Below are 19,504 nucleotides of genomic sequence, written 5' to 3' on the forward strand. Positions count from 1 at the left end.
TAAAGGTTTTCTTCCGCAGAAGCTTAGCTGGCTTCTTAAAAAGATCGACGGCAATCTAATCACAAATGTTACAGGCTGTAACGTTCCGTGATCGAAAGTCTCACTTTTTTGCCACTTTTCGCCCCGCTTAGCCTTTTTGCACGCAACGTGCAGGGACAAAACGAACGGGGACGACCGACTTGACAACAATTCGACGCTCGACTTTCGCCGCGGCCTCCATTGCTGCTTTTGCAACTCTCGGCGCCGCGCAGGCCCATGCTGCGCCCGGATGCGGTCACGCATCCTGGTATGCCCTCGGATCCAAGACCGCATCCGGGGAAAGAATGAACCCCTCTCTGATGACGGCGGCCCACCGGACGCTGCCATTCGGCACCAAGGTTGTCGTGACGAACAAGCGCAACGGCAAAAGCGTGGTCGTTCGCATCAACGACCGCGGTCCATTCATCCGCGGCCGGGTGATCGACGTTTCCAAGGCCGCCGCCAAGAACATCGGCATGATCAGCTCCGGCACCGCCCAGGTCTGTTACCAGATCGTCGATGCCGGCGATCAGAAGGTCCCGGGCAAGGGCCTGAAAGCGATCGAAGGCTGAGGCTGGCCAGAGGGACGGTTTAGACCGGCCTATTGCCCTATCGCGCAATCGCGGTTACGACCCGTGCCATACGGGTGCAACCGACACGGAGAGCGACATGCGATTGGGCGGACGAATTGCCGGGGCCATTGAGGTTCTGGCCGATATCGAGACGCGCAGGCGTCCTGTCGCCGACGCCCTCAAGGACTGGGGCCTCGCCCATCGTTTCGCCGGCTCCGGCGATCGTGCCGCAATCGGCAACATCGTCTACGACGCGTTACGCATGCGGCTGTCGCATGCCTGGCTCATGGACGACGAAAGTCCGGCGGCCCTCGCCTACGCGGTCCTGATCCGGCAATGGGGCCTGACGCCCGAGGCACTCCAGGCCGAGTTCACCGACGACCGTTTCGCGCCGCCGGCCCTGACCGAGGCGAACCTCTCGTTGCTCGCCTCCCGCAACCTCGAGGACGCGCCCCTGCATGTGCAGGGCGACATACCCGACTGGATCCAGCCGTCCTTCGAAGCCAATTTCGGCGAGGACTGGCTCGCCGAGGCCAAGGCCTTGGCAGGCCGCCCGACCCTCGATCTGCGCGCCAACACGCTGAAGGCGTCCCGCGAGAAGGTCGTCAAGGCGTTGGAACGCTCGAACGCAAAGGCTTCGCGCATCGCCCGCAACGGCATCCGGATTGCCGCCGGCGAAGGAGCGTCCCGCCTGCCCAACGTGACCGCCGAGCTTTCGTTCCAGAAAGGCTGGTTCGAAGTTCAGGACGAAGGTTCGCAGATCGTCGCCGAGCTCGTGCAGCCGGGCGAACACGACCAGGTTCTCGATTATTGTGCCGGTGGCGGCGGCAAGACGCTCGCCATGGCGGCCGCGATGCACAACAAGGGCCAGATCCACGCCTACGACGCCGACCGCAAGCGGCTGGCCCCGATCATCGAGCGGCTGCGGCGCGCCGGCACCCGCAATGTGCAGGTGCATGACGACGCGCGCCAGCTCAACGCCCTGAAGGGCAAGCTCGATGCGGTCCTGGTCGATGCGCCCTGCACCGGCACCGGCACCTGGCGCCGCCGCCCGGACACCAAATGGCGGCTGACCCCGAAGAACCTCGACGAGCGCATTGCCCAGCAGCAGGAGGCGCTTTCCGAAGCCGCCATCTTCGTGAAGCCGGGCGGCGCACTTCTCTATGTCACCTGTTCCATCCTGCCGGAGGAGAACGATGCCCAGGTCTCGCGCTTCTGCGCCGAAAACCCGGAATTCTCCATCGTGCCAGCCGCCGAGCACTGGGACTACATTTTCGGAAAAGAGGCGCCGCAGCCTCGCTCCAGGGATGCACTGACCGTAACGTTGACGCCCGCAAGTACCGATACGGACGGATTCTTTTTCTGCCGCATGCAACGCAAAGTTTGAGTGCGCTGGGGTGAAAGTCGAAGTCGAATTCCTTTTTTAAACTATTCTAAACTAGATAATTTGACACCAGTTTCCAATTGCGCGATGAACCCTTTGAACGGCCGGGGAAATCCGAGCCGTGAAGGAGAGGGACATGATCCGAAAGACCGTTCTCGGCGCCGCCCTGGCGCTTTTCGCCGCCTCCGCGGCGTTCGTCGTGACTGAGGCGCAGGCCGCCACCACATCCGCCGCCGTCCTCAAGCATTATGCCGAGCTGGCGCATGCGAAATACGAGGACTCGCTGACGACCGCGCAGGCCCTCGACAAGGCCGTCAACGCGCTGATAGCCAAGCCCAGCGAAGAGACGCTGAAGGCTGCCAAGGACGCCTGGCTCGCCGCCCGCGTTCCCTACCAGCAGACGGAAGTCTATCGTTTCGGCAACCCGATCGTCGACGATTGGGAAGGCAAGGTGAATGCCTGGCCGCTCGATGAAGGTTTGATCGACTATGTCGACGCCTCCTATGGCACAGAGAGCGACGAGAACGCGCTCTATACCGCCAATGTCATCGCCAACCCGAAGATCAAGGTCAACGGCAAGACGCTCAACCTCTCGAAGTTCGACGCCAAGACGCTGCGCAGCCTCAACGAGGCCGGCGAGATCGAGGCGAACGTCGCGACCGGCTACCACGTCATCGAATTCCTGCTCTGGGGCCAGGACCTGAACGGCACCGGACCAGGCGCCGGCAAGCGTTCCTATACCGACTACGACAAGGCCAATTGCACCAACGGTCATTGCGACCGCCGCGCCGACTATCTGAAGGCCGCGTCCGCCCTGCTCGTTTCCGACCTCAAGGACATGGTCACCGCCTGGGGACCGAAGGGCAAGGCGACCAAAAACGTCGAGGCCAACTCCAAGAAGGGCCTGACTGCCATCCTGACGGGCATGGGCTCGCTCTCCTATGGCGAGCTCGCCGGGGAGCGCATGAAGCTCGGCCTGCTGCTGCACGATCCGGAAGAAGAGCACGATTGCTTCTCCGACAACACCTACAACTCGCATCTCAACGACGCGATCGGCATCAAGTCGGCCTATACGGGCGAGTATACCCGTGTCGACGGCACCAGGATGACCGGGCCTTCGCTCTCCGAACTGGTTGCTGCGACCGACAAGACGCTCGATACCGAGATGCTCGGCAAGCTCGACGCGACGCTCGCCGCCATGAACACCATGGCCGACCGGGCGAAGACGGTCGAGGCCTATGACCAGATGATCGGCGAGGGCAACAAAGAAGGCAATGCGGTCGTCCAGAAGGCGATCGACGGCCTGATCGACCAGAGCAAGAGCGTCGAGCGCGTCATTGCGTCGCTGAAGCTTGGCAAAGTAGAGCTTGAAGGTTCCGACAGCCTCGATAATCCTGACGCCGTCTTCAAATAAGCAATGAAAAGGCGGGCCGCGGCTGACCTTCAGCCTGCGGCCCGATTTCCCATGAGAACGCCCAGGTCTTTCGTCTTCCTGTTGCCGGCACTGTCGGGTGCTCTTCTTCTCACGCCGCTGATGGCGACCGGTGGCGATGCCCTCTTCCCGACCGTACGCACGGATCTCAATCCGAAGGACCAGAAACGCGTCGAGAGCGTTACCCGCCCGACGACGGATTTCTCCAAGCCCGAGCCGTTCGAGACCATGTCCGCCGGGGCGGCGACCAGCCGCGCCGACATCAATGGCGACGCCTTTTCGCATTTCTCCGCCAACATCACCTTCGAGGAAGAAGGGACGTTCAAGCTCGGCAATGCGCTGTTCACCAAGCTCTGGGTCTCGGCGCCGTCCTCGACGCAGGCATCCGACGGGCTGGGGCCGCTGTTCAACGCCCGCGCCTGCCAAAGCTGCCACCTGAAGGACGGCCGCGGTCATCCTCCGGAAGGCGGTGCCGACGCGACCTCGATGTTCTTCCGGCTCGCTCGTCCGGCGCGCACCGACGAGGAGCGCGAAGCGGTCGCCGATTACAGGAAGCTCAATTTCCCCGACGCGATCTATGGCGAGCAGCTGCAGGACCTCGCCGTGTCCGGCCTCGCCTCCGAAGGCCGGATGCAGATTTCCTACGAGGAAATCCCGGTCAAGCTCGGCGACGGCGAAGTGGTCCACCTGCGCAAGCCGACCTATTCGGTGACCGACCTCGGCTACGGCGCGATGGAGGGCGACGTGACGTTGTCGCCACGGATCGCGCCGCCGATGATCGGCATGGGGCTTATCCAGGCGATCCACGATGCGGATATTCTTCGCCTGGCCGACCCGGATGACAAGGACGGCGACGGGATTTCCGGCAAGCCGGCCATGGTGCGCGACCACAAGACCGGCGAACTGAAGCTCGGCCGCTTCGGCTTCAAGGCGCAGAACGCCTCGGTCCGCGACCAGAGCTCGTCCGCCTTTGCCGGTGACCTCGGCATCTCCACTCCCGACAATCCGTTCGACCACGGCGACTGCACCAAGGCGGAGGCTGCATGCCTCGCCATGCCGACCGGCGTGCAGCAGCGGCTCGGGCCGGTCGAGGCGCCCGACCCAGTTCTGCCGCTCGTCACCTTTTATTCCGAAAACCTCGCCGTGCCGGCCCGTCGCGACATCGGCGACAAGACGGTGCTGAAGGGCAAGGAGCTGTTCTACCAGGCCGGCTGCGCCGCCTGCCACGCGCCGAAATTCGTGACCAGCCGCGATGCTGGCAACAAGGCTCAGGCTTTCCAGCTGATCTGGCCCTATTCGGATTTCCTGCTGCACGACATGGGCGAAGGCCTCGCCGACGGCCAGCCGGTGGGCGTTGCCACAGGCAACGAGTGGCGCACACAACCGCTCTGGGGCATAGGGCTGACCGAAACCGTCAATGCCCACACGTTCTTCCTGCATGACGGCCGGGCGAGAAACCTGACCGAAGCCGTTCTCTGGCACGGCGGAGAGGCGCAGAAGGCCCGCGACGCCTTCGCTGCCCTCTCGAAACAAGACCGAGCTGCCCTCCTCAAATTCCTGGAGTCTCTCTGATGCGGAAGATCCTCTTTGCCGGACTGGTCTCGCTGCTCCCCACCGCCGTTGTCGCACAGGAGGACGATGCCGCTCCATCCGTCGATCTGCCGATGGCTGAGGTCACAAAGGTGATGACGGCTGCGGTCGACGGCTTCATCCGGCCTGGTTACGACGCATTCCATGAATCCGCGGACAAGATGACGACCGCGATGAAGGCACTCTGCGAGGCACCCTCCAAGACAAAATACGATGCCGCGAAAAGCGCCTTCCGCGATGCGGCCGTGAGCTGGGCGCATATCGAAGTGGTCCGCGTCGGTCCCGTCATCGAGCAGAACCGCTTCGAACGCATCCTCTTTTATCCCGACCGCAAGAGCACGGGACTGAAGCAGGTCCAGTCGGTCCTGTCCAAGGTCGATGAGACCGCCACCGATCCCGCCACGCTCGGCACCAAGAGCGTCGCCATGCAAGGTTTTGGCGCGCTCGAATATGTTCTTGCCGGCACCGGCTCCGACGAACTTCTGAAGGCGAAGAACAGTTACCGCTGCCGCTATGGCGCGGCCATCGCCGGCAATATCGCCAATGTCGCCAAGGAACTTTCCGATATCTGGGACGCGCCCGAGGGCATCCAGAAGGCCTGGGAACAGCCGGGGCCGGACAACCTCAATTTCCGCACCGGCGGCGAGGCGATCACGGCGCTGCTCGGCATTCTCGTGCATGGCGCCGAAGCGGTACGCGACCAGCGGATCGAGACCTTCTACAAGGGCGCCGACAAGGCGACATTCCCGAAACAGGCACTGTTCTGGCGCTCGGAAAACACCTGGCCGGCTATCAAGGGCAATCTCGAAGGCCTTTCGGCTCTGCTCGAAAAGTCCGGGATGGTGGAACTGCTGAAGGAGAAGGACAGACCGATCGTTGCCGCCACCCAGGCGAAGCTGAAGTCGATGATCGTGCTTTCGGCGAAGATCACGCCGGATCTCGAAAAGGCGGTCGAGAATGCCGCCGAGCGAAAGAAGCTCGATACGCTGCTCGCGGACGGCAAGGACGTTATCGCCAAGCTGAACGACGGTTACGGCGGGGCGATCGGCCTCAGTTCCGGCTTTTCCTTCTCGGACGGCGACTAAGACCATGTGGCGCGGCGAGGCCATCGACCGGCGCGGTTTCCTCAAAGCGGCGGGGATCACGTTTACCGCCGCGCTTGCTCCCCGCTCGCTGATGGCGCTCGAACGCGCCGATGCGGTCTATGCCTCGGGTTTCCGCGCGCCGGACGGTTCGTTCGGCATTGCCACCGTTTCGGAACGCGGCGAAATCATCGACCGCGTCGCCCTTCCCGCCCGCGCCCACGGCCTGGCCTATAGCACTGCGACCGGCCGCACTGTCGCCTTCGCTCGCCGCCCGGGCACGTTCGCCATGGTGTTCGATCCGGCGCGGCAGGCCGAACCGGTGATGATCACCTCCCCGGAAGGCCGGCATTTCTACGGCCACGGCCATTTCTCGCCGGACGGGACCAGACTCTATGCCAGCGAGAACGATTTCGACGGCAATCGCGGCATGATCGGCATCTACGATGCCCGAGGCAAATTCCGCCGCATCGGCGAGTTCGACGCCCACGGCATCGGCACCCATGACATGACCGTCTCGGACGATGGCAAGCTGTTGATCATCGCCAATGGCGGCATCGAGACCCATCCGGATTTTGGGCGCACCAAGCTCAATGTCGACCGCATGGAACCGTCGCTGGTTCTGCTCGATGCGAAGACCGGCGCTCTCATTCAGCGGCACCACCTGCCCTCCTCACTGAAACAGCTCTCCACCCGCCATCTCGACATCGCTGACAACGGTCGCATCTGGTTTGCCTGCCAGTGGGAAGGCGCGCGCAACGCCCTGCCGCCGCTCGCCGGCTGGTTCTCCAGGGGCGAGGACCTGTCCTTCGTCCCGCTGCCCGAGGAGACGGCCCTCCGCCTCGGCAACTATGTCGGCGCCATCGCCGTAAACCGCCGTGACGGCGTCGTCGGCCTCACCTCGCCGGTGGGCGGGGCCGCGGTCACGCTCGATGCCAGGACCGGTGCCGTTCTGAAGGAAGAGACCATCCACGAAGCCGCCGGCGTCGCGCGGGCGGCGCATGGCATTGCCGTTTCGTCCTACGAAGGGCAGTTCAACGAGACCCGTAGCCGAGTTGCCTGGGACCAGCATATCGCTCGGCTCGGCTGATCTGGCCAGCGGCGGCGTCCGCACTATCTCAGGCCGGCATGAACAGAACCCTTGTCACCATCCTCTTCATCGTCGCCTGTGTCGCCCTCGGCGCCTTGAGCGGCGCAAGCAATGTCCCGGGCGAATGGTATCAATCGCTCAACAAACCCTTTTTCAATCCGCCGGGCTGGATCTTTGCGCCGGTCTGGACGGTCCTCTATGTCCTGATCGGCGTCGCACTTTCCGAGACCTGGTATGACGAGAACAACGGCCGCCGCCTCGTTCTCTTTGCCATCCAGGCCGCGCTCAACCTTCTGTGGTCGCCGGCTTTCTTCGGCCTGCAGAGCCCTGTTCTCGGCCTCGTCGTCATTGTGCCGCTGCTGGTCTCGATCCTGCTCTTCATCGCCGCCAGCTGGCAGGAGAACCGCAGGGCTGCGTGGCTTTTCGTGCCCTATGCACTCTGGGTCGCGTTCGCGACGCTCCTCAACCTGTCGATCGTCCTCATGAATTAAGCACGCTCCATCGTACGGCTTGCCGAACATCGCCCGCCATGCCAATTTCGCAACTGCGAAAGGGATGGGACATGAACGGGAAAGATACGGGCGACTTCCGCGAGCGGGTACGCCAGAGCTTCGCCCGGCAGGGCGCGATGGGGATGCTCGGCGCAGAACTGACACGCGTCGAACAGGCGATAGTCGAGATCGAGCTGCCTTTCGACATCAAGCTCACCCAGCAGCACGGATTTTTGCATGCCGGCGTGATTTCCGCGGCGCTTGATGCCGCCTGTGGTTATGCCGCCTATACCGTCATCGAACCGGAAGCCTCGATCCTCACCATCGAATTCAAGGTGAACCTGATGTCGCCCGGCCGCGGTGAACGCTTCCTGTTCCGCGGCGAAATCACCAAGCCGGGCTCGACGATAATAGTCGCCGACGGCCGCGCCTATGCAATCGGCGACGGCCCCGCCAAACTCATCGCATCCATGACCGGCACCATGATGGTGATCCGCGGCCGAGAGGACGTAACCGGATGACTTCTTTACTTCCGCTCGGCGAACCGAGCCTTGCCGGCGGCAAGTCCATTCTCTTCGTCATGGCTGTCGATGCCGAATACGGTCCGGCGCTCAAGTCCCGCATCAAGCCCTTGATGACGGGGGTCGGCCCGGTCGAGGCGGCTGTCGTGCTTTCCCATGCCCTGACCCGGCTCGAAGCGACAGACGATCTGCCCGATCTCGTCGTCTCGCTCGGTTCCGCCGGTTCCCGCACTCTTGAGCAGACGGAAATCTACCAGGCCTCGTCGGTCGCCTATCGCGACATGGACGCCTCGCCGCTTGGCTTCGAAAAGGGCCGCACGCCGTTCCTCGACCACCCGGCGATCATACCGCTTCCCTTGCGCATCCCGGGGGTCAGACAAGCCTCGCTGTCGACCGGCGGCAATATCGTCTCAGGCGCCGCCTACGATCTCGTCGGCGCCGACATGGTCGATATGGAGACGTTCGCGGTGCTGCGCTGCTGCCAGCTTTTCGGCCTGCCGCTGATCGGCCTGCGCGGTATTTCCGACGGCAAGGAAGAGCTGAAGCATGTCGGCGACTGGACCGAATACCTGCATGTGATCGACCGGAAGCTGGCGGATGCGGTCGACAGCCTGTTCGAAGGGCTGGAGGATGGCGCCATCGCGCTTTGAAGGCACGATTTTCGCCTCATTCCCCGTTGCCAGAAAGGGGAAGTTTCTTTAAAGGCTCGGCATGACCCAGATAGCTCATCCCGACAGCATTCTCATCATCGATTTCGGCAGCCAGGTGACGCAGCTCATCGCGCGTCGCGTCCGTGAAGCCGGCGTCTACTGCGAAATCCACCCATTCCAGCATGCGAGCGCCGCGTTCGAGAAACTTCAGCCCAAGGGCGTGATCTTCTCCGGCGGCCCGGCCTCGGTGACGACCGAAGGCAGCCCCCGCGCTCCGCAGGCGGTGTTCGACAGCGGCGTTCCGATCCTCGGCATCTGTTACGGCCAGCAGACGCTGGCAACCCAGCTCGGCGGTGTCGTCGAAGGCGGGCATGCAGCCGAATTTGGCCGCGCCGACGTGGAGATCAAGGCCAAGAGCCCGCTGTTCGAAGGTTTCTGGGAGGTCGGCGGCCGCTATCCTGTCTGGATGAGCCATGGCGACCGCGTCACCCAGCTTCCGGAAGGTTTCGAAGTCATCGCGACTTCGGAGAATGCGCCCTTCGCGATCGCTGCCGACGAGAGCCGGCACTATTACACCACCATGTTCCATCCGGAAGTGGTGCATACGCCCGACGGCGCCAAGCTGCTCTCCAATTTCGTGCACAAGATCGTCGGCCTGAAGTCCGACTGGACGATGGCGGCCTATCGCGCCGAGATGATCCGCAAGATCCGCGAACAGGTCGGCAAGGAACGGGTGATCTGCGGCCTTTCCGGCGGCGTCGATTCCTCCGTCGCGGCCGTGCTGATCCACGAGGCGATCGGCGACCAGCTGACCTGCATCTATGTCGACCACGGCCTGATGCGGATGGGCGAGACCGAGCAGGTCGTCGGCATGTTCCGCGACCATTACAATATTCCGCTTGTCCATGTGGACGCTTCCGATCTGTTCCTCGGCCAACTCGAGGGCGTCACTGACCCGGAAGTGAAGCGCAAGACGATCGGCCGGCTGTTCATCGAGGTGTTCGAGGCGGAAGCTGCCAAGATCGCCGCCGACGGCAAGGGCTCTCCGGCCTTCCTCGCCCAGGGCACGCTCTATCCGGACGTGATCGAAAGCGTCTCCTTCTCCGGCGGACCTTCGGTCACCATCAAGAGCCACCACAATGTCGGCGGCCTGCCCGAGCGGATGAACATGAAGCTGGTCGAGCCGCTGCGCGAGCTCTTCAAGGACGAAGTGCGAGCGCTCGGCCGCGAACTCGGCCTGCCGGAAAGCTTCATCGGCCGCCATCCCTTCCCCGGTCCGGGCCTCGCGATCCGCTGCCCGGGCGGCGTCACCCGCGAAAAGCTCGACATCCTGCGCAAGGCGGATGCGATCTATCTCGACGAAATCCGCAAGGCCGGCCTCTACGACACGATCTGGCAGGCTTTCGCCGTGCTCCTGCCGGTGCAGACCGTCGGCGTCATGGGCGATTACCGCACCTACGACTTCGTCTGTGCACTCCGCGCCGTCACCTCGGTCGATGGCATGACGGCGGATTTCTATCCCTACGACATGAACTTCCTCGGCCGCACCGCGACCCGCATCATCAACGAAGTCCGCGGCATCAACCGCGTCGTTTATGACGTGACCTCGAAGCCGCCCGGCACGATCGAGTGGGAATGACGGAAGGCGGGCAATAGCTTCGGCGGTGATTTTGCCGCCGGACCGCCATTGTCCCCCGTCATATCCGCGCCCGACGATTATCGGCGGCGCGTCGCAGCAGGGATGTCAGCCGCGCGCCTTCAGGTGGAGCATCGGATGATGCTCGTAGTGACCGGCGCCGTGCTTCACGATGGGGTCTTCCGACGTGATCGCCCCGATGTCCAGATCATCGGCGATCTGGTAGAGCGACACACCATACCCACCGCTCGGGTCCATCACGGGGCCGTGCGCGACGATCTGCCCCTTTTCGAGCAGGTCGTCCAGGAACGCACCGTGCTGCTTCATCCAGTCTTTCTCGTCGGCGGTCATCGTCGCCAGAAAATCCGTACGCGGCGGAATATATTTGCACAAATAGTATTTCATTCTTTCGCTCCTCGGGTGAAGGCACGCGCCTGCTTGTTTCGGCGTGCCACGATTTGAGAGATCAGTCGGCCACGCCCATCTGCTTGCGGAAGCTCTTGTCGAACATCTTCTCGGGGACGAAACGCCGCATGAGGCGGAGACGGCCTGCCGTTTTTCCGGGCGTGTAGCGAATGCTCGGCTCCTTTTCGGTGGCGGCGAGCACCACCTTGTCGGCCACGGCTTCCACGGGATCACCATTCGCGATGCCGTTGCGCCAGGTCGCATTCGCCGCTGCCCGCCCCTTGTCGTAGACATTCAGGATTTGGTCGGGTTGGTCCCCATGATCTCCCAGCCCCGTGCGGGTGAAGACGGGTTCGACCAGGGAGACGCGAATTCCGAACGTGCGAAGCTCGTGATCGAGCGATTCGGAATAGCCTTCCACGGCGTGTTTGGTGGCGTTGTAGAGAGCCGTATAGGGTCCGGGCAGGAAACCGGCCACGGAACTGATATTGATGATCCGACCGCTGCGCTGCTTGCGCATGATCGGCAGCACTGCGTTGGTGGCGCGAAGGATGCCGTAGACATTGATGTCGAACAGGCTTTGCGCCTGAGCGATCGATGATTCTTCGGCGGCACCGATCAGGCTGCGGCCAGCATTGTTGACGAGCACGTCGATCCGGCCTGCAAGCCCGATGACGTCCTGAACCAGCTGCTTGACGGATTCATCGTCGGTGACGTCACAGCGCAGCATATGAATGCCCTCGCGCACCTCATTGGTCGCGGCCTGACGGCTGGTGCCGAACACCCGATATCCCGCGCGGATGAGTGCGACCCCGGCCGCAAACCCTATGCCACCCGATGCGCCTGTGATCAGCGCGACCTTTTCACCTGCCGCCCGCGATTGACCCTCTACCATCCCTGGATTCCCTTTTCTGCTACAATGATTATGCTCGACATCATTGGTGAGTTATGATTACTATCATAATCATTGTCAAGCACTGTTTCGGATGGTGCCGGGAGCTGATGAAAAAGGCCCCCTGTGCTTGTATGCCAGGCATCATCATTAACGAGGGAATACGGTCGTGAAGGTAAGCAAGGAGACGGTCGAGCAGAATCGCGAGCGGGTGATCGATACCGCCGCAAGGCTCTTCCGCGAACGAGGGATCGATGGGATTGGCCTTGTCGACCTGATGAAGGCGGCCGGGCTCACCCACGGAGGTTTTTACCGACAGTTCAAGTCGAAGGACGACCTCGTCGTTCAGGCCGTCAAGCGCGCCTATGACGACATGAGCGAGGATCTGGCGCGTCATATAACCGGTAGCGATGATCCCCTGCAGGCGCTCGTACGCCACTACGTTTCGGACTATCACCGGGATGACCCGGGGCACGGATGCAGCCTGGCGTCGCTGGCTGCCGACGCGGCACGGCACGACGATCCGGCGCTACGGGAATTGTTCGGCAACATCGTCGGTAACTATATCGAGCTTCTCACCGCGCTCGTCCCAGGACGCGACCCGACAGAGAAACGGAGTACAGCGATCGCCGCACTTGCCGAGATGATCGGATCGATTGTCCTCTCCCGCGCCGTGCCCGATCCGAAGCTTTCCGGCGAAATCATCGACACCGTCTCCCATGATCTCGTGACGCGCCACCCGACATCGACGTCCGCATGAACGGCGACGTGGAGCCGCTCCGATCAAGGCGGTGACGACCCTGTCCGGTGTGGCGCAGGTCAATCTCGGCCTGTTCGTGATTTCGGCGATTGCCACCCGCGGCGCCCGTTTCCTCCTGCTCGCCTGGCTGCTGCGCCGTTATGGGAAGGACATCCGTCATTTCGTCGAAAAGCGGCGGGGCCTGATCGCCATGGTGGCGGCAGGAGGGCGGATTGTCGCCCTGCAAATTTCTGACATGCTGAGACGATCAGAACCCCAGGGATTGCTGTGCGGGCTCCGGCGGTGTCAGTCGCACGCCTTCGAGTTCCAGCATGCGCGTCTTTGAAGTCGAACCGCCTGGAGCCGAGAACCCGCCGATCTTGCCACCGGCGGCAAGCACGCGGTGACATGGGATGATCAGCGCCACGGGGTTTTTCGCCATCGCCTGGCCGACGTCGCGGGCGGCCTCAGGACCGGCGCCGAGTTCTCTGGCGATCGCGCCATAGGTCGTCGTGTGGCCCCAGCCGATCCGACGGGCGGCGGCATAAATCTGCTTGAAGAAATCGTCTTGGCCTTCGAGATCGATTTTGACCCTCGAGAAATCGACTTCCTCGCCTGCAAAATAACGCTTCACGGCATCGACAGCTTCCAGAACCTCGGCCGGCGGCGTGCCCGGCTCGGCTTCAGACAGCCGGCGCAGCAGCAACTTCTCGGTCGAATCCGCGCTTTTGGTCGGGAGCTGGAAACGAGTGATACCGACCTCATTCCAGGCAATGCCGCAGAAGCCGGCTGTGGTTTGAAAAATCAGGTATTGATGCGTTGTCATGAGGAAACCTCCGCATTGCGATTGACCTTAAACTCGTACCTTGGACCCAGGGATTCAACCCGTTTCTTGCCTGCGAGAGCGAAGTTCTCACATAACTGTTGTTGGCTGGAAGAGCGCGACTGACGGCAGCGGACGCTTTGGGATATCGCACCTGGCGCTCGGGGTGCTCGCCTTCCGCATAAAGGACGGCAAGATCTGGGAAGCCCGCAACTTCTCCCAGGATCAGGCTGCCGCCGACAACTTTTTCCGGCAGGCCTATCAATTAAAGCCGTTGCCGGACCGGCTTGCGAATTAACCATGATTGCAATTGTTCCGCATTTGTTCTTTACTCATCCAATGAGCCCCGCTAGATTTCGTTCAACGGCATGAGGTCGCATTACTATGACGGTAGCAAGATGAGCTTGCGCAAGCACGCCGGCCAGCCTTCGCTCCCCTTTGGCGAAGGCTGGCTTTCGAAAAAGGCCCCGCCTGCCCGACGCAAGAGCAAGCTCATGTTCGTGCTCAAGCCGTCCGCTCCCGTCGGTCTCGTCATGCATGACGACGCAATGATCCACGCCGCGAACGAGAATACCCGCGATGCCTATCCCGCCGAGCTTCTCCATATGAGCCTGCTCTGCATGGAACAGTTCGAAGAGCCGCCAACGCCGCTTATCGAGGCAACCAAAATGGTCGCAGCCAGCCTCCAGGCGAGACCTGTCCCGATCACGCTCGACAGCAGCGCCCTGTTCGGAGGCAAGCGTCATCTCGCCCTCTATCGCGCCAGGGGCAACCCGGTGGTCGTCCAGTTCGCGCAGATGCTGCGCCGCGCTCTCGCCCGTCACAACCTTCCGAACTCCTGGATGGCGGACACTACTCCGCATGTCACGCTGATCTATGGCTGCGGGCGCATAGAACCCATGCCCATCGAGCGGAATTATGCCTGGATCGCCGGCGAGTTCATGCTGGTCTACAGCCATTGCGGCGAGACGCGGCACGAGGAATTCGGAAGATGGAGCTTCGATCCGAATGCTCCTGCCTATCCGACGCGGCCGGAACAGCTCCGCATGATGATCTGAAAGAATTTTGCCAGGCGAGTCGGATTGGCGGGCGCCTGAGCGTCCTATGGACGGTCGCCCATTTGAGGAGAGAACAATGGCCATCCAGAGGCATAAGATCGTTCCGCATCTCTGGTTCGATAACAACGCGGAAGAAGCCGTCAATTTCTACATATCGGTATTCGAGGATTCGAGGATCACCGATGTCTCGCGTTTTGGCGATGCCGGTCCCGGGCTCAAGGGTTCGGTGATGGCGATGAGCTTCGAGCTTGAGGGCCAGAATTTCGCGGCGATCAACGGCGGACCCTGGGCGAAGTTCAACGGCGCTGTTTCCTTCCTTGTCCATTGCGAGACGCAGGACGAGATCGACCATTATTACGACAAGCTCGTCGAGGGCGGCCAGCAACAGCCTTGCGGCTGGCTGACGGATCGTTTCGGGCTGATCTGGCAGGTCACCTACACCAGGATGCCTAAAATGCTGACGGACAGCGATAGCACCCGCGCCCATCGCGTCATGCAGGCCATGTTCTCGATGAGGAAGATCGATATTGCCACGCTGGACGCGGCCTACGCGGGATGACCGAAGCTGTCTCCCGATATCAAACCTTGATGGCGAGCCGCAGACCGCCCCAATGGCGCCCGTTGACGGTGATCGGGGCGGAAATGTCCTTCATCAGCACAAATTCACCGCCCCCCATGTCGCGGCGGTAGGTCTGCAGCAGGAAGGGCTCCTTGTTACGGCCGGCCGCCAAGCCCACGCGGTCGTTGAAGATGCGCCGGTTGCGGCAGTTGGCCGTATTCCATGTCACGTCGCCCGGACGCTGGCGCTGCGAGAATTTTCGGTTGTGGGTCGGCAGGTAGCCGTTTTCATCTATGGCGGCGCAGAACGCGACCTGCGGGTCGCTTTCGGCCGCCCGTTCCTGGATAGGCGGCAGCACGGTATCGGTAAATTCGGTAAAGCGCGTCATGTACTGGACAGGATCGCTGCCGGGGATCGCAACATATTGCCGGTCGAACAATGCGCCGAGATCGATGCGTCCCGACTTTACGCCTGCCTCGAAGGCGGAGGAAACCTCGGCGGCATAGGCCATGACCGCACGGATGTGGGGAGTGTCCGGGGTCTCTATGCCGGCACTCGCCGTCGTCTGGATCATCCGCTCGGAAATCGTCACCACCTCTCCGACGCGGGACGAGGTCTGCTGCAACTGATCATTGGATTTCAGGATCGCGCTGGCCGCGGACGCAATCGACGAGGCAAATTCGCCGCATTGCCTGTCGACCGTTTCGGTCGTTCCGGCGAGCGAAGATGCCTTGTCGAGGATCTGAGTCATGACGCCTTCGACGCCCTTGAATGAGCCCTGAACCTTCATCGCAGTCGTCTTGACGCCCTCGGCCGACTGGCTGGCACCTTCGCCGGCCATTACCAGCTTGTCGATGCGGCTGTTCAACTGATCGAGCGTGGTCTGGATCGAACTTGTCGTCTGGGAGGTTTGCAGCGACAGCGCGCGTACCTCCGCGGCAACCACGGCAAAACCCTTGCCGGCTTCGCCCGCACGCGCCGCTTCGATTGCGGCATTCAATGCCAGAAGGTTCGTCTGCCGGGCAATCATGCCGATCGCATCTGCCAAACGTCCAACGTCTCCGAGTGCCGCGGAAAACAGCTTGATCTCGGCGCCGATTTCCTGGGACGCATGGACCATGTGATCGATAGCGGTGATCGAGCCGGAAAGCTGCTCAGCCTGCTCGCCGAGCACCTTACGCGCGTTCGCCGTCAGCTTGTCGGATTCCTGGAGGGAGCGGGCAACGTGGCCATTGGCGTCCGCGATCGATTGCGCTGACTGCGTCAGGCGGCCAAGCAGTGTCGCGTGTGCGGAGGATTGCGCAGCCGTATCCTGGATAGCACCTGCAATGTCGACCAGATGGAGGCCGAGCGCGGAGGCTTCGTTCGCCAGCTTGGCGACGGACCGCTTCAACCCATCGCCGTCGACAGATACCGGCCCCGACGGCGCTTCTTCCCTGACAACCTGCCCGACCAAATCCACACCTCCCGGAATATTAGGAGAATATAGGATGGCATGGTTAACGGACAGTTTCCGCGGGTACTCCGCAAAGCCTTATACTTAAGGCTGAGATACAAAGCCCTTTCCCAGCCCACGCAAGGCCGGGAAAGACGGATCAGCCGAGACGATCGAAAGCCTTCGGGTCGATGCCAAGGGTGGTCAGGTCGCGGTTGCTCGGGCGGCGGTGGTTTTCCACGGCAGCCGAAACCGAGATTGCGGCGCTCATAACTGCGAAGGCGCGGCCAATGGCGCTGCCACGGATCTTCTTCTGTACGGACATGTGAAACTCTCCTTTTTCATTCTGCTAAAATATGATGCCTGTGCTGTTTTTGTGCAATGCACAACGGGACAGGGGAGCCATGCAACTGTCACATAACAACCGTTAACCACGCCGAAAGGCTTGCACGGCAAGGGGTGCCCTTGGTATCGGTCGAGCCCGAATGAAGAGGCTTCGATGGCAATCACGATCTACGGCATCAAGAACTGCGACACGATGAAAAAGGCACGCGACTGGCTCGACCACAAGGGCGTCACTTACACTTTTCACGACTACAAGGCCGAAGGTATCGACCGCGCACATCTGGATACCTGGACGGATCGCGCCGGCTGGGAGATCGTGCTCAACCGCACCGGCACCACCTTCAAGAAACTCGACGAAGCCGACAAGACGAACCTCGACCGTGAGAAGGCGATCACGCTGATGCTCGCCCAGCCCTCGATGATCAAGCGGCCTGTCCTGGAGGCGGACGGAAAGCTGATCGTCGGTTTCAAGCCGGAGGTTTATGAAGAGGCTTTTGCCGGTATCTGAAACCAGGATTCATCCATGTCCAAGACAACCCGTGCCACCCAGATGCTCGAAAGGGCTGGCGTCGCCTTCGCCACCGTCACCTACGAATACGATCCGACTGCGGACCGGATCGGCATGCAGGCGGCGGAGGCGATCGGCGAGGAGCCCCGTCGTGTCTTGAAGACGCTGATGGCGGAGGTGGACGGCAAAGCGGTCTGCGTCGTGGTGCCGTCGGACCACGAGGTTTCGATGAAGAAGCTCGCGGCCGCATTCGGTGGCAAATCTGCGAACATGATGAAGCCCGCCGATGCGGAACGGGCAACCGGCTATCATGTCGGCGGCATCAGCCCCTTCGGTCAGAAGAAGCTCGTTCCGACGGCGATCGAGATCACCGCGCTCGACGAACCGCATGTCTTCATCAATGGCGGCCAGCGCGGATTGCAGGTGCGGCTGGACCCGAAGGCGGCCCGCGATGCACTGAAGGCGGTCGCAGCACCGCTGGTGGCATGAAATCATGAGTGAGATGACCTCGACGCTTCGGATTCTCGAACCCTATCCCGGCATCTTCGCCTATTATGACGGCCGAATATCGGGCAAGCGGCTCCATGCGAAAACCGCGAACTGGCTGGACGACGGCGCCTATTCGCTCGGCGTCGCCTCCTATGCGATCGTCGATCGGGACGAGGCGCTGGTCTATGATACGCATATCTCGCTCGACCACGCCAAGGCGATCCGCACCCATCTGGAGGGGCTCGGCGTCACGAAGATTCGCGTGGTGCTCAGTCACTGGCACAAGGATCATATTGCCGGGAACGCGATCTTTTCCGATTGCGAAATCATCGCGCTGACGCTCACGGCCGAGAAGCTGAACGAAAACCGAGAGAAGATCGAGAGCGCCAACCCGCCGATCTCGCCGCTCGTTTTGCCGACCACCCTGTTCGACGGCCGGCTGGAGCTGACCGTCGGGCGCCGCCGGATCGAACTGCACCATTTCGCCATCCACAGCGCCGACGGCAACGTGGTCTGGATGCCGGACGAACGGCTTCTGCTCGCCGGCGACACCCTGGAAGACACCGTGACCTATATTTCGGAAGCCGCCGAGATCGGCACGCATATCGCCGAGCTCGCCCGGATGGCCTCCTGGCCGATCGCAAAAATCCTGCCGGCGCATGGCGATGCAGAGCGGATTGCCTCAGGCGGTTATGGGCCGGACCTCATCGAGGCCAACCGCGCCTACCTGCGCCACATGGCAGGCGCAATCGCCGCTGGTCAGGATATCGATCCTTCCTTGAAATCATTCGTCGAGGAGGAAATCGCCTCGGGCCAAGTGCTCTATTTCGCGCCCTACGAGGAAGTTCATGCCAGCAACATCGCCGCGGTCAGAGCGGCGCTGTTGCTCTGAAGGGGCTTTGTCCCACCTTCACGGCCACTTTGCCGACCATTGCTTGAGCGCGGCCAGCGCCGGTGCCGGCCATCTGCGGACCGCTGGACGCAGTATGATCTTCTTGCCCGCGGGCTTCCAGGCGAGATAGAGCTTTCTCGCCGAATTGTCGGCGGCGATCAATGCCTCAGCCTCGGTGCACATATGCGGCGTGCAGGCTTCGCCGATGTAGAAGCCGTTCTTGAACGCACCGCTGCCGGGCCCGGTGATGGAACTCTCGAACTCCTGCCTATGCTCGCCGAGCATCGCGTTTGCCGCCTCGGCAATCGGCCCGATGCCGAGGAGGTCGGACGGATGCTGCGCCTTTTTCATGTCGTCCCACCCCATCGTCGCATTCGGCTGGAAGGCGACCTTGCCAGCCTCGGCGAAGCCTTTTTCAGGCGTCCAGATCCAGCGCAGGCTCGGCTGGCCGGCAACCGCCTGCGTCGCAAGGAGAAGATGGTCGTCGTCCTGCACGGTGATCGAGGCGGCACCGCGGCAATCGTCTATCGGCTCATCGACGCGCGGCTCCCCACCCGGCGGGAACGAGACGATCAGAGGCGAACCCGGGCAGGCGTTGCCGCCGTCCGAACTCACCACCACGACGAAGGGTACACCTGCGACCAGACCAACATTGTCGATCAGCAGGAACCGGTTGGAATGGACTTGCCTGCCGTCGATCGTCAGTTTCTCCTCATCGTCATCGGATGCGATGACGACCTGATGATCGAACATCGTCGCCGCAAAGTCGGCCGAGAGACCGGCAGAAGCCGAGGCGCCGAACAGACCGGCACACAGCAAGGCGGTTTTCATGAACATGGTTCCCTCAGCTTCAATTTTGCCCCAAACCTCTTTAAGTCTCTTCGATGCAGAAA

General features: G+C 62.0%; 22 protein-coding genes and 1 pseudogene. 17 read left to right on the plus strand and 6 right to left on the minus strand.

What is annotated here, in order from left to right; genetic code table 11:
* Positions 1–179: 179 nt before the first annotated feature.
* The 10 genes from GQ59_RS07705 (at position 180) to guaA (ending at position 10,469) form a co-directional block, all read left to right on the plus strand.
* Complete coding sequence (locus GQ59_RS07705; protein WP_051903864.1) at positions 180–590, plus strand: septal ring lytic transglycosylase RlpA family protein; 411 nt, start codon at positions 180–182, stop codon at positions 588–590.
* 97 nt (positions 591–687) lie between these two features.
* The gene (locus GQ59_RS07710; RefSeq protein ID WP_037079595.1) at positions 688–1,977 is read left to right on the plus strand and encodes an RsmB/NOP family class I SAM-dependent RNA methyltransferase; all 1,290 of its coding nucleotides are present in this window, start codon (positions 688–690) and stop codon (positions 1,975–1,977) included.
* Positions 1,978–2,110: 133 nt separating this feature from the next.
* Positions 2,111–3,388 carry an imelysin family protein gene (locus tag GQ59_RS07715; protein WP_037079596.1) on the plus strand — a complete coding sequence of 426 codons (1,278 nt, stop codon included), beginning with the start codon at positions 2,111–2,113 and terminating at the stop codon, positions 3,386–3,388.
* 51 nt (positions 3,389–3,439) lie between these two features.
* Complete coding sequence (locus GQ59_RS07720; RefSeq protein WP_432762571.1) at positions 3,440–4,978, plus strand: di-heme oxidoreductase family protein; 1,539 nt, start codon at positions 3,440–3,442, stop codon at positions 4,976–4,978.
* Positions 4,978–6,081 (plus strand): imelysin family protein, encoded by a 1,104-nt coding sequence (locus tag GQ59_RS07725; protein ID WP_037079598.1) that lies wholly within the window; start codon positions 4,978–4,980, stop codon positions 6,079–6,081. The genes GQ59_RS07720 and GQ59_RS07725 overlap by 1 nt, the downstream gene beginning before the upstream one ends.
* Before the next feature lie 4 nt (positions 6,082–6,085).
* Positions 6,086–7,168 (plus strand): DUF1513 domain-containing protein, encoded by a 1,083-nt coding sequence (locus GQ59_RS07730; protein WP_037079600.1) that lies wholly within the window; start codon positions 6,086–6,088, stop codon positions 7,166–7,168.
* A 38-nt stretch (positions 7,169–7,206) separates the two neighbouring features.
* Positions 7,207–7,659: a TspO/MBR family protein gene (locus GQ59_RS07735; RefSeq protein ID WP_037079602.1), complete on the plus strand. Its 453-nt coding sequence runs from the start codon at positions 7,207–7,209 to the stop codon at positions 7,657–7,659.
* Positions 7,660–7,730: 71 nt separating this feature from the next.
* Complete coding sequence (locus GQ59_RS07740) at positions 7,731–8,180, plus strand: PaaI family thioesterase (protein ID WP_037079604.1); 450 nt, start codon at positions 7,731–7,733, stop codon at positions 8,178–8,180.
* Entirely contained in the window at positions 8,177–8,830 is a 654-nt protein-coding gene (locus tag GQ59_RS07745; RefSeq protein ID WP_037079605.1) for a 5'-methylthioadenosine/S-adenosylhomocysteine nucleosidase, read from the plus strand. Before GQ59_RS07740 ends, GQ59_RS07745 begins: the two co-directional genes overlap by 4 nt.
* Positions 8,831–8,891: 61 nt before the next feature.
* Positions 8,892–10,469, plus strand: a complete 1,578-nt coding sequence (gene guaA / locus GQ59_RS07750; RefSeq protein ID WP_037079607.1) for a glutamine-hydrolyzing GMP synthase — start codon at positions 8,892–8,894, stop codon at positions 10,467–10,469.
* A gap of 105 nt (positions 10,470–10,574) precedes the next feature.
* Here guaA and GQ59_RS07755 read toward each other — a convergent pair whose 3' ends face one another.
* Both GQ59_RS07755 and GQ59_RS07760 read right to left on the minus strand, forming a co-directional pair.
* Positions 10,575–10,871 carry a YciI family protein gene (locus GQ59_RS07755; protein WP_037079609.1) on the minus strand — a complete coding sequence of 99 codons (297 nt, stop codon included), beginning with the start codon at positions 10,869–10,871 and terminating at the stop codon, positions 10,575–10,577.
* A gap of 61 nt (positions 10,872–10,932) precedes the next feature.
* Complete coding sequence (locus GQ59_RS07760; protein WP_051903865.1) at positions 10,933–11,766, minus strand: oxidoreductase; 834 nt, start codon at positions 11,764–11,766, stop codon at positions 10,933–10,935.
* A gap of 166 nt (positions 11,767–11,932) precedes the next feature.
* Here GQ59_RS07760 and GQ59_RS07765 point away from each other — a divergent pair, with 166 nt between their 5' ends.
* Both GQ59_RS07765 and GQ59_RS31010 read left to right on the plus strand, forming a co-directional pair.
* The gene (locus tag GQ59_RS07765) at positions 11,933–12,523 is read left to right on the plus strand and encodes a TetR/AcrR family transcriptional regulator (RefSeq protein ID WP_037079612.1); all 591 of its coding nucleotides are present in this window, start codon (positions 11,933–11,935) and stop codon (positions 12,521–12,523) included.
* A gap of 19 nt (positions 12,524–12,542) precedes the next feature.
* Positions 12,543–12,728 (plus strand): annotated as a pseudogene (locus tag GQ59_RS31010) (YqaA family protein); the annotation flags it as partial.
* Positions 12,729–12,770: 42 nt separating this feature from the next.
* Here GQ59_RS31010 and GQ59_RS07770 read toward each other — a convergent pair.
* On the minus strand, positions 12,771–13,328 hold the full coding sequence (locus tag GQ59_RS07770; protein WP_037079614.1) for a methylated-DNA--[protein]-cysteine S-methyltransferase: 558 nt from the start codon (positions 13,326–13,328) through the stop codon (positions 12,771–12,773).
* Positions 13,329–13,723: 395 nt separating this feature from the next.
* Here GQ59_RS07770 and GQ59_RS07780 point away from each other — a divergent pair, with 395 nt between their 5' ends.
* Both GQ59_RS07780 and GQ59_RS07785 read left to right on the plus strand, forming a co-directional pair.
* Complete coding sequence (locus GQ59_RS07780; protein WP_162183288.1) at positions 13,724–14,383, plus strand: 2'-5' RNA ligase family protein; 660 nt, start codon at positions 13,724–13,726, stop codon at positions 14,381–14,383.
* A 76-nt stretch (positions 14,384–14,459) separates the two neighbouring features.
* Positions 14,460–14,942, plus strand: coding sequence for a VOC family protein (locus GQ59_RS07785; RefSeq protein ID WP_037079620.1), 483 nt, complete (start codon positions 14,460–14,462; stop codon positions 14,940–14,942).
* Between the two features lie 19 nt (positions 14,943–14,961).
* On the opposite strand, the gene GQ59_RS07790 is transcribed toward GQ59_RS07785, so the two are convergent.
* The gene (locus GQ59_RS07790) at positions 14,962–16,404 is read right to left on the minus strand and encodes a methyl-accepting chemotaxis protein (protein WP_051903867.1); all 1,443 of its coding nucleotides are present in this window, start codon (positions 16,402–16,404) and stop codon (positions 14,962–14,964) included.
* Between the two features lie 133 nt (positions 16,405–16,537).
* The gene (locus tag GQ59_RS32660) at positions 16,538–16,702 is read right to left on the minus strand and encodes a hypothetical protein (RefSeq protein ID WP_167336294.1); all 165 of its coding nucleotides are present in this window, start codon (positions 16,700–16,702) and stop codon (positions 16,538–16,540) included.
* A gap of 174 nt (positions 16,703–16,876) precedes the next feature.
* Here GQ59_RS32660 and GQ59_RS07795 point away from each other — a divergent pair, with 174 nt between their 5' ends.
* From GQ59_RS07795 to GQ59_RS07805, 3 genes are read left to right on the plus strand one after another with little or no spacing between them, the layout of a single operon-like run.
* Complete coding sequence (locus GQ59_RS07795; protein WP_037079627.1) at positions 16,877–17,230, plus strand: ArsC family reductase; 354 nt, start codon at positions 16,877–16,879, stop codon at positions 17,228–17,230.
* A gap of 15 nt (positions 17,231–17,245) precedes the next feature.
* On the plus strand, positions 17,246–17,719 hold the full coding sequence (gene ybaK / locus GQ59_RS07800; protein WP_037079630.1) for a Cys-tRNA(Pro) deacylase: 474 nt from the start codon (positions 17,246–17,248) through the stop codon (positions 17,717–17,719).
* Between the two features lie 4 nt (positions 17,720–17,723).
* Positions 17,724–18,611 (plus strand): MBL fold metallo-hydrolase, encoded by an 888-nt coding sequence (locus GQ59_RS07805; RefSeq protein ID WP_037079633.1) that lies wholly within the window; start codon positions 17,724–17,726, stop codon positions 18,609–18,611.
* Positions 18,612–18,629: 18 nt separating this feature from the next.
* Here GQ59_RS07805 and GQ59_RS07810 read toward each other — a convergent pair whose 3' ends face one another.
* Positions 18,630–19,442: an Ivy family c-type lysozyme inhibitor gene (locus tag GQ59_RS07810; protein ID WP_152564268.1), complete on the minus strand. Its 813-nt coding sequence runs from the start codon at positions 19,440–19,442 to the stop codon at positions 18,630–18,632.
* Between the last annotated feature and the right edge of the window lie 62 nt (positions 19,443–19,504).

The sequence above is a fragment of the Neorhizobium vignae genome (genome assembly GCF_000732195.1).
Classification (GTDB): domain Bacteria; phylum Pseudomonadota; class Alphaproteobacteria; order Rhizobiales; family Rhizobiaceae; genus Neorhizobium; species Neorhizobium vignae.